At 43.7% G+C, this 14039-nt stretch carries 13 protein-coding genes and 1 tRNA gene; 5 read left to right on the top strand and 9 right to left on the bottom strand.

Translation table 11 applies throughout. The annotated features are described in order from the left end of the window. Window positions 1-38: 38 nt before the first annotated feature. From H6G05_RS12020 to H6G05_RS12005, 4 genes are all read right to left on the bottom strand, one after another. Window positions 39-2360: a tetratricopeptide repeat protein gene (locus tag H6G05_RS12020; RefSeq protein ID WP_190578409.1), complete on the bottom strand. Its 2322-nt coding sequence runs from the start codon at window positions 2358-2360 to the stop codon at window positions 39-41. An 18-nt stretch (window positions 2361-2378) separates the two neighbouring features. Next, the gene (locus H6G05_RS12015) at window positions 2379-2894 is read right to left on the bottom strand and encodes a hypothetical protein (RefSeq protein WP_190578408.1); all 516 of its coding nucleotides are present in this window, start codon (window positions 2892-2894) and stop codon (window positions 2379-2381) included. Continuing rightward, the gene (locus tag H6G05_RS12010; RefSeq protein WP_190578407.1) at window positions 2891-3124 is read right to left on the bottom strand and encodes a hypothetical protein; all 234 of its coding nucleotides are present in this window, start codon (window positions 3122-3124) and stop codon (window positions 2891-2893) included. The genes H6G05_RS12015 and H6G05_RS12010 overlap by 4 nt, the downstream gene beginning before the upstream one ends. An 84-nt stretch (window positions 3125-3208) precedes the next feature. After that, window positions 3209-4309: a caspase family protein gene (locus H6G05_RS12005; protein WP_190578406.1), complete on the bottom strand. Its 1101-nt coding sequence runs from the start codon at window positions 4307-4309 to the stop codon at window positions 3209-3211. Between the two features lie 61 nt (window positions 4310-4370). Here H6G05_RS12005 and H6G05_RS12000 point away from each other — a divergent pair, with 61 nt between their 5' ends. Both H6G05_RS12000 and acsF read left to right on the top strand, forming a co-directional pair. Beyond that, window positions 4371-4733, top strand: a complete 363-nt coding sequence (locus H6G05_RS12000) for a CU044_2847 family protein (protein ID WP_190578405.1) — start codon at window positions 4371-4373, stop codon at window positions 4731-4733. A gap of 222 nt (window positions 4734-4955) precedes the next feature. Further along, a complete protein-coding gene (gene acsF / locus H6G05_RS11995) occupies window positions 4956-6035 on the top strand; it encodes a magnesium-protoporphyrin IX monomethyl ester (oxidative) cyclase (RefSeq protein ID WP_190578404.1) in 1080 nt (359 codons plus the stop codon). A 173-nt stretch (window positions 6036-6208) separates the two neighbouring features. Here acsF and H6G05_RS11990 read toward each other — a convergent pair. Next, window positions 6209-6280: transfer RNA gene (locus H6G05_RS11990), tRNA-Lys, on the bottom strand. Window positions 6281-6514: 234 nt separating this feature from the next. Between H6G05_RS11990 and H6G05_RS25845 the strand changes: the two genes are divergently transcribed. Continuing rightward, window positions 6515-7999 carry a protein kinase domain-containing protein gene (locus tag H6G05_RS25845; RefSeq protein ID WP_190578403.1) on the top strand — a complete coding sequence of 495 codons (1485 nt, stop codon included), beginning with the start codon at window positions 6515-6517 and terminating at the stop codon, window positions 7997-7999. Window positions 8000-8501: 502 nt separating this feature from the next. After that, window positions 8502-9248, top strand: a complete 747-nt coding sequence (gene rph / locus H6G05_RS11980; RefSeq protein ID WP_277874759.1) for a ribonuclease PH — start codon at window positions 8502-8504, stop codon at window positions 9246-9248. 27 nt (window positions 9249-9275) lie between these two features. On the opposite strand, the gene H6G05_RS11975 is transcribed toward rph, so the two are convergent. Further along, a complete protein-coding gene (locus H6G05_RS11975) occupies window positions 9276-9710 on the bottom strand; it encodes a cytochrome c (RefSeq protein ID WP_322096354.1) in 435 nt (144 codons plus the stop codon). A 314-nt stretch (window positions 9711-10024) separates the two neighbouring features. On the opposite strand from H6G05_RS11975, the gene hemE reads away from it, so the two are divergent. Then, complete coding sequence (hemE, locus tag H6G05_RS11970; protein WP_190578402.1) at window positions 10025-11062, top strand: uroporphyrinogen decarboxylase; 1038 nt, start codon at window positions 10025-10027, stop codon at window positions 11060-11062. A gap of 66 nt (window positions 11063-11128) precedes the next feature. Here the strand turns inward: hemE and H6G05_RS11965 are convergent, their stop codons facing one another. The 3 genes from H6G05_RS11965 to hslO form a co-directional block, all read right to left on the bottom strand. After that, a complete protein-coding gene (locus tag H6G05_RS11965; protein ID WP_190578401.1) occupies window positions 11129-11440 on the bottom strand; it encodes a hypothetical protein in 312 nt (103 codons plus the stop codon). Between the two features lie 109 nt (window positions 11441-11549). Continuing rightward, the gene (locus H6G05_RS11960; protein ID WP_094530472.1) at window positions 11550-12425 is read right to left on the bottom strand and encodes an S-methyl-5'-thioadenosine phosphorylase; all 876 of its coding nucleotides are present in this window, start codon (window positions 12423-12425) and stop codon (window positions 11550-11552) included. 203 nt (window positions 12426-12628) lie between these two features. Continuing rightward, window positions 12629-13564 carry an Hsp33 family molecular chaperone HslO gene (gene hslO / locus H6G05_RS11955; RefSeq protein ID WP_190578400.1) on the bottom strand — a complete coding sequence of 312 codons (936 nt, stop codon included), beginning with the start codon at window positions 13562-13564 and terminating at the stop codon, window positions 12629-12631. Window positions 13565-14039: the final 475 nt, after the last annotated feature.

The raw sequence follows: 14039 nt of genomic DNA, 5'->3' as shown, positions 1-14039 counted from the left end.
AAGTAGAGATTACATTTGATTCAAAAGATATGATACGTCTATTCTCCTAAGTCATCCTGAATTTTTGCTAGGAGTTCTTCGCAGTCTTTGACTAAAGGAATGCCAAGTTCTTGGGAGAGAGTGAGGGCGTTTTGGCAATGGCTGAGGGCGAGTTGGGGTTGATTGGTTTGATGGGCGATCGCTGCAAGGGCTTTGAAACTATGGGCGGTTAAAGGTTTAAAGTTAATCTCTTGGGAAATAACTAAAGATTCTTGAATTTTGGTTTCTGCTTCACTGTAGTTTTCAAGTTTGAGCAATGCCTCCCCCATATTATGTAAAGAAATTGCCACCCCTTGCCGATTGTCGATTTCTTCACTAATGTTGTGAAATTTCTGGTGATAGATGATCGCTTTTTCATACTGCGCCAATAAATAATAACAATTGCCTAAATTTCCTAGAGAAATTGCCACCCCTTGCCGAAAGCCGATTTCTTCACTGATGTCGTGATATCGCTGGTGATAGGTGATCGCTGTTTCATATTGCCCCAAGTTTTTATAACAAACACCTAAATTCCCTAGAGACTTAGCCACCCCTTGTCGCTCGCCGAGTTTTTCACTAATGTCGTGATATTGCTGTTGGTGGGTGATCGCTTTTTCATACTGTCCCAAGGATGCGTAACAATTGCCTAAATTACCTAGAGAATTTGCCATCCCTTGCTGATAGCCGATTTCTCCACTGATTTCGAGACATTGCTGTTGGTGGGTGATCGCTTTTTCATATTGCCCCAAGGATTCATAACAATTGCCTAAACCACCTAGAGAAATTGCCACGCCTTGTTGATCGCCGATTTCTTCACTGATGTCGTGATATTGCTGGCAGTGGGTGATCGCTTTTTCATACTGCCCAAAAGAATAATAACAAAGTCCCAAATGGTTTAACGATTTGCCATAACAATCTTGTTCTCGTTGACTCCCCGCGATTACCTGCTCATATAACTGTGTTTGCTGACGATAAAACCCTTGCAAATTCAAAAATTGATCAACCGATTTATTTTTCCCTTCTCCTCCTCGCTCCTCATTCAAAATATCAAAAGCTAACTGCCATTCTCCCAATTCCCCTGCATGGTAAAACGCCTCCAAATACGCTGTCAAATCCTCCAACGATTCCCAATGTGGCGCGGGTAAATGTGCCAAAAAATAATCCAACGCAGCCTGATGCGCCGATCGCAATAGCTCAGAATCCGCTTGCTGTTGCACCACCATCGAAATTAAAGTCAAAAACTGAAACCGTCGCGGTTTTCCCTTGAGCGGTTCGGGGGGAAACTCCTGCAACAACGACAAACGGGCTAAATACCGTAACTCCGCATCCGTTACCTCGGCAGTTAACCCCTGAGCTAACCCTAGATCGAAAATCCCTCGCAATACCGATAACCGCTTTAAAATATCCCCTAACCTTGCCGATAATCGCGCCAAACTCGCCGCTACCACTTCCTTAACACAGGTTTCCGTATCACGGTGATACCCCTCCACCGTAAACAAATCTAAACCCAAATTTTCCGCCTCTGTCACACCAACCCCTTCCCCCAACTCCTCCCGCATCCAACTCGATACCAGTTGCATCAAGAGGGGATGCCGATCCATGCGGTTCACAAAATTGACTAATTCCTTCTGCGTTCCCGTTAATCCATAGTCTTCCGTCACCAAACGCATCGCATCGGCTTCCGCTAACCCCTTTAGGGCTAACCAATAACAACGCGGTTGCAAATTGTCGCTAAACTTTGGCTTTTCCCGACTGGTGAGCAGTAGCTTACTGTTACTCCCATTCCCTAACCATTGGCTCAAAAACTGACCATAAACCGACTTCCCTTCTGCTGGTATCACCGTTTCCATATTGTCCAACACCAACAAACAAGGCTCAGCGATTAACCCTTCAACGATCTGCCCAATTAACGTCTCCTCATCCCATTTTTCATCATAAACTCGTCCCAACTGCTCCAATAACCATCGCCCAAATTGAGCCAAAGGATAAGGCTGGATAAAACTCACCCACAACACCCGCCAATTAGAGGTTAACTGTTCCTTGAACTTCACCGCTAAAGCCGATTTACCATAACCTCCTGCGGCGGTCATCCCGATTAAACGTATTTTCTCATTGCTTAGGGCAATTTGTAGTTCCTTGATTTCATCCTGTCGTCCCTGCCATTCATCCACAGGCGGCGGTGTCGTATTTAGGGTTGCAGCGATCGCAACGGGTTGAGCAGAAACCACTTGATGAATAGTGACATTTTGATGAATAGTGGCATTAATATTGCCGCCAGCCGTCACGTTTTTTAAGGCAGTTTGCTCAATAGATGGGTTGTCTTGAGATTGCGGAGATGTCATTGTTGTTTCTTATCGCCTTCACGCAACTTTACTCAAAGAACCAGACTCAGGCGCGATCGCCACATTAATATGATGCTCCACTTGCGAACCATCTTCGCGCTCCTGAATTTTGGCATGATAAGAAGGACTCAACACCCCAGATAGGCGATCGCATCGCAACACTTCCCATACTTCAGGCACTTCGCTCACCAACATTTCCAAAATAATTTCTGAATAGGGCTGATCGCCCATATCTTGACGTTCGATTAGACGATTGCGTCCATAATTCCAAAAGCTCTCCGTGATTAGACGCTCTTGCTTAGTTGATTTGTCATATAAATGCAACTTTGTCGCGATCGCCGACTCTTTTTGAATTTCCAAATCTTGAACAAGATACTCAATTGCATGATCGTAAAATGGTATTGAGTCTAAACTCACAAGCTCGTCTGACTCTATATCAAAATAGCTTTCAGGTTCTAAATCAATAGTCTTCCATTCCTTACTATCAACTAACTTATAGCCTAGTTCAATCTGGATCGTTGATGAGTTAATCATTTTCTTTTGCCTCTTTTTCCTAGATCTCGACCTTCAAAAGCCTTCATAATCTGCTTATAAGTTTTTGCCTCAATTTCGCCAAGCCGAAGTAATTTCTCCAGTTGCGTAGGCGTTTGTTGAAGCAAGAAATTAATATCAGCACCCTTTAGATTTGGATTAGTGCGTAAATCTCGTAACTGCCCCAATCCCGCTAGTTGTGTCTGTATGGGTATATTCGGGTCAATCTCCATTTACTTAACACTAAATTTATACTTGAATTATACAATCTCCTCTCATTACGAGTAGCAGGATGCGCCGAAATGATCCGCGATCGCCTAACCCAATAAAGCATTAAGTTCTTGGTCTTTCTCTTCCATCTCCTTTTCAATATTCGCAATTTGCCGCTTCAATCGAACTCGATCTAACTCACTTGAAGTGTAATCCAACTGACTGTAAACAGCTTGATAGTCTTCTTGGAGACTCCGAATATTTTTTTGCAGCATTTCTATCCGTAACTGTTTCACGCTATTCGAGATTGGTTTGTTTTCTCCAAAAGGCTTATCTCGTCTCTCTGCGCGATCGCCTATATTCTGATTGATCTGCACATTGATATTTCCACCAGCCGAAACATTTTCCAATGCTTTCTGAATAATCCTTGGATTATTTTCTTCAGATTTTTTGTTTTTTATGGCATCTTGAGGATCTTGTGTCAAAACTCGTCTCTCCCAAAACTCAATAATTTTATTCGGTGTGCGATAAAACTGTGGCATTTGTGGATATTGTAAACTTTGCAAATTTTCCCGAACCGCATCCTCGATCGCCGCACAAGTAATCCGCCGCGCCGTCGCACTAGATCGCGCCAAAGCTTCTACTAATACCCTTGTAAATACACCCATCTCCCCCGCAATCTCTTGATAAGCAGGATCTTGGCTGCGCGAAGCCGTAATGATAAATCTGGTTTTGCCATCATTGCGATCGCATATTTCCCGAAAATCAGCCAGATCGCAGCCATAACAACAATCCAACCAAACAATCTGCTCCCTCGCAGGACAATCTCGCAATAGCTGCTTGAGTAGATCTATCTCAATGGATTTGCGATAACCATCATCTAAGACTTCACTCTCAGAGGTTGCCAAATATGTCTTGGGGTAAGGCTGTCTGCCCCGCACACCATGCCCCGAAAAATAAAACAACACCGTATCCAGATCCGTCGCCTTAAATAAATCGCTGATTTCATTTTGTAAGCGATCGCAAGGCATACTACCTTTGCCCACACATACGCGATCGCCATCTATAGCTTCAGGCAACCGCTTCACCTTAAAAGTTGGCTCCAAAATATCGGCGATCGCATTGGCATTATTAGCAAAGCTAGCGTAGTTACCCAAAGAAACCTTGTTATATTGACTGACCCCAACCACAAGCGCCCGACGTTGCATAACTTAAAATTTTTGGGAAATGTGTTTGCTATCCTATAGCAATTATCACATAAAATTCATCATGACAAGTTTAACGCCCCTCCAAATTGATGACAATACAATCATCTATATTGAAGCCAGCGAAGCCGTTGACGTTCCTGACACTTCAGGCGATCGAGGGCTTGTTAGTTATGGTGACACCGTAGCCAATGTTGAAAAGATCAAGGAAAACTTTGATCGCCTGAAATCTACTCTTACCCATTACACCCTCAGCACCATTGACGCTTTCAAGAAAGCCAACAATACCGACATCGCCAACATCGACAAAGTAACCCTCAAATTTGGTGTCAAAATTGCAGGCGAAGCAGGTATCCCTTACATCACCAAAGGTACAGCCGAAGCTAATCTTGAAATTACTGTCGAATGCTCTTTTCCTAAGAAATGAACTATTAACACAAATCAAAACCCAAGAATTGGGGTGCAGCGCTCCGCGCTGCACCCCAATTCTTGGGTTTTGATTTTTTTGCTTAACGCTTCTTAACAAGCAAGCCTTATTTCTAGATATAACTACCCATAAACTAGATACTAGTCGTAAAATAGGCAGTCAGATAGGTATTTAAACTGCAATTTATCCCCACCTTTATTCAGCATTTAAGAAACAGAGAATATGGTAGCTACCCCTTCTAAACCCGATGTAAGCCAGTCAAACCAACAAAAGGTTAACGGGACTGGCCGACGCGAATCGATCCTGACCCCACGCTTCTACACTACTGACTTTGAAGCGATGGCAAATATGGATATCTTCGATCTAACGCCAGATTATGAAGCTATTCTCGAAGAATTTAAATTTGACTATAACCGTCGTCACTTTGTCCGCACTGCTGATTTTAATCAAGATTGGAGTCAAATCGACCCCACGGTGAGGGAACATTTCCGTGTCTTTCTTGAAGGATCTTGCACCTCTGAGTTTTCAGGATTTTTGCTGTACAAGGAAATTGCTGTCAAAATTAAGGACAAGAATCCTTTGATGGCTGAAATTTTTAGCTTGATGAGCCGTGATGAAGCCCGTCACGCTGGTTTCTTGAATAAGGCGATGCCCGACTTTGATCTGCAACTTGATCTTTCGACCCTATCCAAAACCAAGAAATACGTTTACTTCGCACCGAAGTTTATTTTCTACGCCACTTATCTATCGGAAAAGATCGGTTACTGGCGCTACATCAAGATTCATCAACATTTCCTTGCTCATCCTGAATATCGCATCTACCCGATCTTCAATTTCTTTGAAAATTGGTGCCAAGATGAGAGCCGTCACGGTGATTTCTGTAGCTTGCTTCTCCGCAGTGAGCAAAATAATATCAAGGGCATCAGAGCTAATCTTTGGAGTAAGTTCTTCTTGCTATCAGTATTTGCCACCATGTATCTAAATGATATTTGTGTTCGCAATGAGTTCTACGAATCTATCGGCATGGATACTAGAAAGTATGTCGATGAAGTTCTTCGCGAAACCAATCGTGATGCTGCGAAGGCTTTCCCTGTAATTATGGATTTAGAAAATCCTAAGTTCTGGGCTTGCCTGAAGAAGTGCGAAGAGAACAATGCCAAGCTGGTAAAGATCGACGAATCTAATGCTCCTGAATGGATGAAGAAGATTCAGAAACTTCCTTACCTTGCGAATAATGGTTTGCAGTTCCTGACCATGTATTTACAACCTTCTATTCCTGCTCCCAAGGGCGTAGTTCTCTAATCACTAAAAGAGGAAGAGCGATCGCTCTTCCTCTTTTTCGACACAGCTAGCAATAAACCCCATAAAGACTTTTGAAAGCCTCACGACGCTTTCAAAAGTCTTTATGCACTACTCATATATCCAAAAAAATTTAGAGGTGCGTCGCTAAGCGACGCACCTCTAAATTTTGATAATGGGTGACCTGGGATTCGAACCCAGGGCCAGCGGATTAAGAGTCCGATGCGCTACCACTGCGCCAGTCACCCTAAATTTGCTCGTTTGCTCAAAGAGAGATTTCTATACTAGCAAATGTTTGCACAAATACATCACAAAAGTCGAAATTAAAACAGGCGATCGCTATAAAAACAGTAAGGAGACGCAAAGCGCCTCCTTACTGTTTTTATATGCGACATATTGCTTAATCCCCTTGTATTCGCTGATCTAAGCCTTATAATGACCTTAAATTTCCGATCGCCATCTAGAAAACAAGTAGATAAAATGTGCTAGACACCATACTTAGAGGACATTACAAAATTATTAGTCACCTTGGTGGTGGAGGCTTCGGGCAGACATATCTGGCTGAAGATATTGATTTGCCAACGCATCCTACCTGTGTGGTGAAGCAGCTTAAGCCTTTATCCCATGAGCCTTTTGTGTTGGAAACTGCTAAGCGTCTCTTCGATCAAGAAGCCGAGATGCTTTATTCTCTAGGCTCACACGATCGCATTCCACGTTTACTTGCCCACTTTCAGGAAGGCGAGGAATTTTATCTAGTCCAAGAATTTGCTGATGGTACAGATCTTACGCAGGAGATTGGTAATGGCAAGCGATCGCCTGAAGCGGTGGCGATCGCCTTGCTCAAAGAGGTTTTAGAAATACTGGTATATGTGCATGAGCGCAATGTTGTCCATCGTGATATCAAGCCAGCCAACTTAATTCGTCGTACCAGCGATCGCAAAATTGTTTTGATCGACTTTGGAGCAGTTAAAGAAATTGGTGGTTTGGCAGTTGATCCGCAAGGGAATACAAATCTGACGATCGCGATCGGTTCCCCTGGGTATATGCCGATTGAGCAACTCAATGGCAAGCCGCGCTTTAGTAGCGACATTTATGCGGTAGGGATGATGGCAATCCAAGCAATTACGGGCGCAGAGCCACGCCTATTCGCTGAACATCCTGAAACTGCGGAACTGGTTTGGCGCGATCGTTTACAGGGTAATTACTCACCGCAATTTCTAGATATTCTCGACAAAATGGTGCGTTACGATTTCCGCCAACGCTATCAGACGGCTTCAGAAGTGTTAATGGCGATCGCCTCTATGCCTAATATTACCGAGCATGATTTGCCTACCGTCGTTAGCGCCAGCAATATGACCAACAATGCCGCAACTATCATCACGTCGTCGCAGGATGCTACGCAAGCAGCAGGTTCTCAAGGGGATTCTTCTTATCGAAACCCTCACACTATCGCCTTCCAAGAGTCATCGTCGCGCAAATCATTTCCTATTTGGGTTTGGGTCACTGGAGGATTTGCTTTGCTGCTGGTAGTAATCATGGCAATCATCAGCAAAACTGCCAAGAATGCACCTGAAGTTGTTAATAACCCTGTAGCTCCCAACTTACCGAGTACAACTGCGAGTCCAACTGTGAGTCCAACGGCTACTCCTCCAAAAGTTACGCCTTCACCGACCACAGCCCCAACGCCCTTATCCGTTGAAGAACTTCTTGCCCAAGCGTTGATCCTTAATCGCAATAACAAACCTCAGGAAGCTTTAGCAAAAGTAGAAGAAGCCATCAAGTTAGATCCCACTAATGCCGATGCTTGGGGAGCAAAGGGATTATTACTAAGAAGTATGGGGCGTGAGAATGAGGCGATCGCATCTTTTTCTAAAGCGCTGGAACTCAGACCTGATGAGCGATTAATTCCACCCTCGAAACGCGAACTTCCTTCAAAAAAAGGTGGTAAGAAAAAGGATGATGATTGATATGGATAGAACTGATGCTATGAGATGTAGGGGTATTTTAGGAACACAAACACGTTCTTTGGCAGACTGGAAAATCTCTATATATTAATTGCTATAGCTATAGCCATCTGTATCACGACAAATCAAAACCCAAATAGTGTGAGGCGGCGCGAAGCGCCGCCTCACACTATTTGGGTTTTATGTCCTAACAAGAATGGTGACAGCTATATATAGCAAAGCAAGTTTTGCTTAGGACATAAAACCCAAGAATCGAGTGGCGGCGCTTCGCGCCGCCACTCGATTCTTGGGTTAGCTAATACCAATTCCCGAAAGTGTGGCTACACTTTTGGGAATTAAAAACCAAGCCCAATAAGGGTTTCAAAATCACAAAATGGCGTAGCCATTTTGTGATTTGGTATAACTCTTTTTTTGCTATAGCTGTCCTAAATCCTTTGTAGATTTTTGGGTTTGTGGAAGAGCGCTCCGAAGGAGCGCTCTTCCACAAACCCTTTAGGATTGCTATATGATTGGAAAGACTTTACAAACAGTGATCATGAGTGATTTGCCGATTATCCAACGTCCCGATGGTAGAGCTTGGGATCAACTGCGCCCAGTGCTTTTGCAGCAGCCATTTACCAAAGCACCTGCGGGTTCAGTGTTGGCAAAATTTGGCGATACCCAATTGATCTGTACAGTTTCCATCGAAGAAGGTGTACCGAAATTCCTGACTGGGAGTAATCAAGGTTGGCTAACAGCCGAATATCGGATGATGCCTGCATCTACAATTCCGCGTCAACAACGGGAATTTATGAAACTATCAGGACGTACTCAAGAAATCCAAAGATTAATTGGGCGTAGTTTGAGAGCTGGGTTAGATATGACCGCGATCGCTAATTACACTTTTACCGTTGATATTGACGTGCTACAAGCCGATGGTGGTACACGCACGGGTGGAATTACAGGGGGATTTGTGGCTCTGAAAGCAGCCTGCGATCGCTTACTCTCTGAAGGCAAAATCACGCGATCGCCAATTCGTAATGCTGTTGCGGCTGTGTCTGTAGGTTTACTGGATGGTGTCCCAATTTTGGACTTAAATTACAAAGAAGATGTCGCTGTAAGTGTTGATCTCAATGTGGTTATGGACAGCAGTGGCAAGCTGATCGAGGTGCAAGGCACTGGCGAATCGGATACATTCTCGCGATCGCAACTTAATCAAATGCTCGATGTTGCGGAAAAAGGAATTGGAGAACTGCTCCAAAGTCAACTATAAAAAGAGCGGCGCATCGCGCCGCTCTTTTTATAGTTGCTTGAGATAACTCAACAAATCTGCCATATCTTGAGGACTTGGTTGAAACTGTGGCATTGGTGGAGTTTCACCACTGACGACTTGTTGGACTAGACGCGCATCGGACTTGCGATCGGATACACCATGCAAGCTGGGTCCAACTTTGCCATTAGCCCATTGCCCATGACAAGCCACACAATTCATCACAAAAATTGAGCGTCCCTGTACAGGATCGCCTGAAAGATTTAAAACCGACTGTGTATATTGATCGAGCGGTGGACTGAATATCCAGAAAAAGATGGAGAGCGCCATGATCGCAAAAGTAACTGCGATCGCCACGATTGGTTTTAGGGGCGAACCTGCCTCAATTTCTTTCAATGCTGGAGATGATGTCGTATCTGCCACCACATCAGTACCCTTTGTCAAATTTGCCCCTTCGTTAGTCACAGTTTTTAAACCTAGCTATTGGTTAGCCAAAACTTTTACTTAGTTTGTACTTCGTAAAGTATTCATAGCTTAAGTATTAATAACATATCTTAAAGAAAGTATAAGTAATCGAATTGTAATTAGCAATTAAATAAAGCCTAAGTTTGATCATTGCCTGATGCCCCATTCTGAGATACGGTGCGGCGATCAACCTTTGTACGATGGCAAACTAACGACTTAGCCAAGCAGGCAAAGCTTTAGCGTCTGGTACTTGACGTTCTATAATTCAAAAGCACAATTATAAAAAAGTTTTAAAACACAGGAAAGAGTTGATTATGGGAGGAAATGATCGCTTGCTAAGGGCAGCAAGAGGTGAAGTACTGGATCGTCCACCAGTATGGATGATGCGTCAAGCAGGAAGATACATGAAGGTGTATCGTGATTTGCGCGACAAATATCCAACATTTAGAGAGCGATCGGAAATCCCTGAACTCGCCGCCGAAATTTCTTTGCAACCATTTCGCGCTTTTCAACCCGATGGCGTGATTATGTTCTCCGATATCCTCACTCCACTTACAGGTATCGGCATTAACTTTGACATCATCGAAAGCCGTGGTCCAATTATCGAGTCGCCAATTCGGACTCAAGCTCAAGTAGACGCTCTCACCGAATTTGAGCCCGACACCGCCGTTCCCTTTATTCGCAAGATTTTAAGTGCGATCAAAGAAGAAGTTAAAGATCAAGCAACTATTCTTGGCTTCGTGGGTGCACCTTGGACATTAGCCGCCTATTCAGTTGAAGGTAAAGGCTCTAAGGATTATTCTGTAATCAAAGCTTTGGCATATAAAGAACCCGCAATCATCCATAGCTTTTTGACTAAAATTGCCGAAATGGTCGGTACTTATGTGATCCACCAGATCGAGTGTGGGACTCAAGTCGTTCAAATGTTCGACTCTTGGGCAGGACATCTTTGCCCAACTGACTATAAAACTTTTGCACTGCCTTACCAAAAGATGGTTGTCGATAAGGTCAAGGCTAAGTATCCTGATACCCCATTGATCCTTTACATTAGTGGTAGTGCGGGTGTCCTAGATCTAATGCCTAAGTCTGGTGTGGATATTGTCAGTGTTGACTGGACAGTTGATATGGCTGACGCACGCGATCGCATTGGTCATCATGTTCCTGTTCAAGGCAACCTCGATCCTTGTGTGCTTTTTGCTGAGCAAAGCTACATTCGTGATCGCATTTTGGAAGTTGTTCAAAAAGCTGGCAACAAGGGTCATATCATGAACCTCGGACATGGCATTTTACCCAACACACCCGAAGATAACGCCAGATTTTTCTTTGAGACAGTTAAAGGGCTTGGCTCTTAAGAAACCTTCTGCAAAAGCTATAAAAAAGCCTCGCATTGCGAGGCTTTTTTATAGCTTTTGATAACCCTAAAACTCATCCTTAAATATATGTTGCAAAATCCTACGATTTTCAACTTGCAAGCCTTTAACTTCAGATTGCATCTCTCTAACATCTGCCTGCATCTGCCTAATGTCAGCTTGTGTACTTGCCATAGTTTCTCCTAACTGCATCATGAATCTTGTCAGATTGGAAATTGCTTCAGTATTAGTTTGTTGCTGTGTAGCTACTTGATCGACCGTACGATCAATGCGTTCATATTGCCTTGCAAGGGTAAACATGATCTCTTTGACTGTATCTAAATCGTTTGCTACACCATCAAGTGTTAAAGGTTGTGTCATTTTGATATTGCTCCTTAATACCAATTCAAAAAATGATAACGCCATTTTTTGAATCTCAACATTTTACTGGGCTTGTTTTTAAGTGAATTAGTATTACTAGGTGATGAAATTAGAGATACTTTTGCAAAATCACTTTTAAGCGATCACGGCTAGCATCAGATACCTTACTTAAATCCGTCAAGATCGAAGTCTTCAGAGCATGATGAGCTTCAGATTTAGGCGGATTCACGGCAATTTTTGCCACGGCGTTTTGAATTACGGCTTGAGCATTCAGGGCATTTTTTTGTAAATTTTGGATGATCATTTCCACGGTCACACTCTCATGATCATCATGCCAGCAGTCATAATCGGTGACCAAGGCGATCGTGGCATAGGCGATTTCCGCTTCACGGGCTAGCTTTGCTTCAGTGAGATTGGTCATACCAATTACCTTTGCGCCCCAACTGCGATAGAGCAGAGACTCAGCTTTAGTCGAAAAGGCTGGCCCCTCCATGCAGAGATAAATTCCGCCTTTATGGACTTTGTTCCGTCCTAAATCAACCCCTTCCGCCGATGATGCGACGACTGATAGTAGTGATTTGCAAATTGGCTCGCCGAAAGCAACGTGAGCAACAATACCCTCACCAAAAAATGTTGAGGTACGGCTAATGGTGCGATCGATAAATTGATCGGGTAGCACGATATCAAGGGGACGGGCATATTCCTGTAACGAGCCAACGGCTGAAGCCGAGATGATATATTCCACGCCCAGACTTTTGAGCGCATAGATATTGGCTCGATAGGGGACTTCCGATGGGAGCAAATGGTGCGATCGCCCATGTCTAGCCAGAAATAACACAGGAGTTCCTGACAATTTGCCATAGATAAATGCATCTGACGTTTTGCCAAAGGGAGTATCAATGTTAATTTCTTGAATATCAGTCAGGGCAGACATTTTGTAGAGTCCACTGCCACCAATAATGCCAATTTGTGCGTTAACTGTCATATTTTTTAGGAATTATGCAAATTTATCGAGAAGCGTCTAGAAGTGAAGTTACCATAAAGCCTAACTAATACCAATTCACGAAAGTGTGACAACACTTTTGTGAATAAAAAACTAACCCAGTAAGGTTCTTAAAACTTAAAATGGCGTAGACATTTTGAGTTTTGGTATAACAAGAAGTCTTGCTGCGCGAGACTTCTTGTTGGTTAGGCTTTTGCTACCTGTAAATCTGCAAGTAAATTATTTAACTGCTCAGTACTGGCGTGATACACCTCACCACAGAAATGGCAAGTTGCTTCTGCGCCCTTGTCCTCAGCGATCATCGATCGCAAATCTTCTTCGCCAAACATTTTCATCGCCGCTAACATGCGATCGAGGGAGCAAGGGCAATGAAATTTGACATCTTTAGTCATCGGCAAAATATCTAGATGCATATCAGCAAAGATTTCTGTCATTACCTCCTCGATCGCTTTGTCTTGAAGTAGCAAATCCATGAAGTTTTGCGGATCACTTTTTGCTTCTAGTTGGATCAGTAAATCTTCCTGTGAGAGGTTCGCGGTCTTCGCCGCTCGCAGGGTCGCCATGGGCATGATTTGCAGTAAAATTCCTGCGGCTACTTTGACAGGAGCCTCGCTATTATCTTGATCGATTACTTCCGTCAGCATGAGCTTGGAATAAGTTTGCTCAGAGGAAGCCAAGTACCAAGCCACATCATTGGCGATATCACCTGCAATTAACTCCACGGTACTGCTATAGGGTTCGCCATAGCCAACGTCACGCATAACTTTAAAAAAACCTGTTTGCCCAACACCTTGACTGACATTTTGTTGCCCATCGGCAAGGGGGGGCAATGTAAATTGAGGATTGGTGACAAAGCCGCGCACTGTCCCATCAAATCCAGCATCAGCGTAGACTAACCCTAATCCGCCATCTCCAGCCACTCTGACATTTACTCTGGCTTGAGGTTGCTTCATATTTGAAGCAAGCAGTAAGCTTGCTCCCATAGCTCGACCGAGTGAGGCGGTAGCGACTGCTGATAAATGATGGCGACGATGAGCTTCATTAAGGGATTGGGTAATATTCACGCCAATGACACGGACGCGGCCGTCGGCGGTGAGGGCGCGAATTAAGCGATCGTTCATGAAATTTTTGTAAGATTTTATTGTTCAATAAAGTAACGCAGGTAGAACCTGCGCTAGATCTCTATGTTATAGCAGTCCCAAAACCAAAGGCGAATTGCGGCGCTTTGCGCCGCAATTCGCCTTTGGTTTTTATGTTTTACAGCGCCTTATCGCCAAGCGTGCCAACACTCTTATGATTAGAGGTCAGCAATTTTCATTATGAACCCGATTTTAGTGTTTTCAGCGCCTTCGGCGCTGAAAACACTAAAATCGGTTTTTTGAAAGCCCGCCAACGGTGGGCTTTCAAAAACCTGATTTTTATAAATGAGAATCGCTGATTATCCCAATTCACGAAAGTGTGGCAACTCTTTTGGGGATTAAAAACCAAGCCCAGCAAGGGTTTTCAACGTACAAAATGGCTGCGCCATTTTGTACGTTGGTATTAGAGGTAGTGCTTAGCGCCGCCTCTAATCTTTTTTGGTATGATTAGTTTGAG

Source organism: Phormidium tenue FACHB-1050 (assembly GCF_014696925.1).
GTDB lineage: Bacteria > Cyanobacteriota > Cyanobacteriia > Pseudanabaenales > Pseudanabaenaceae > Pseudanabaena.
The sequence above is the reverse complement of the archived record's forward strand: the minus strand, read 5'-3'. Positions and strand labels throughout refer to the sequence as shown.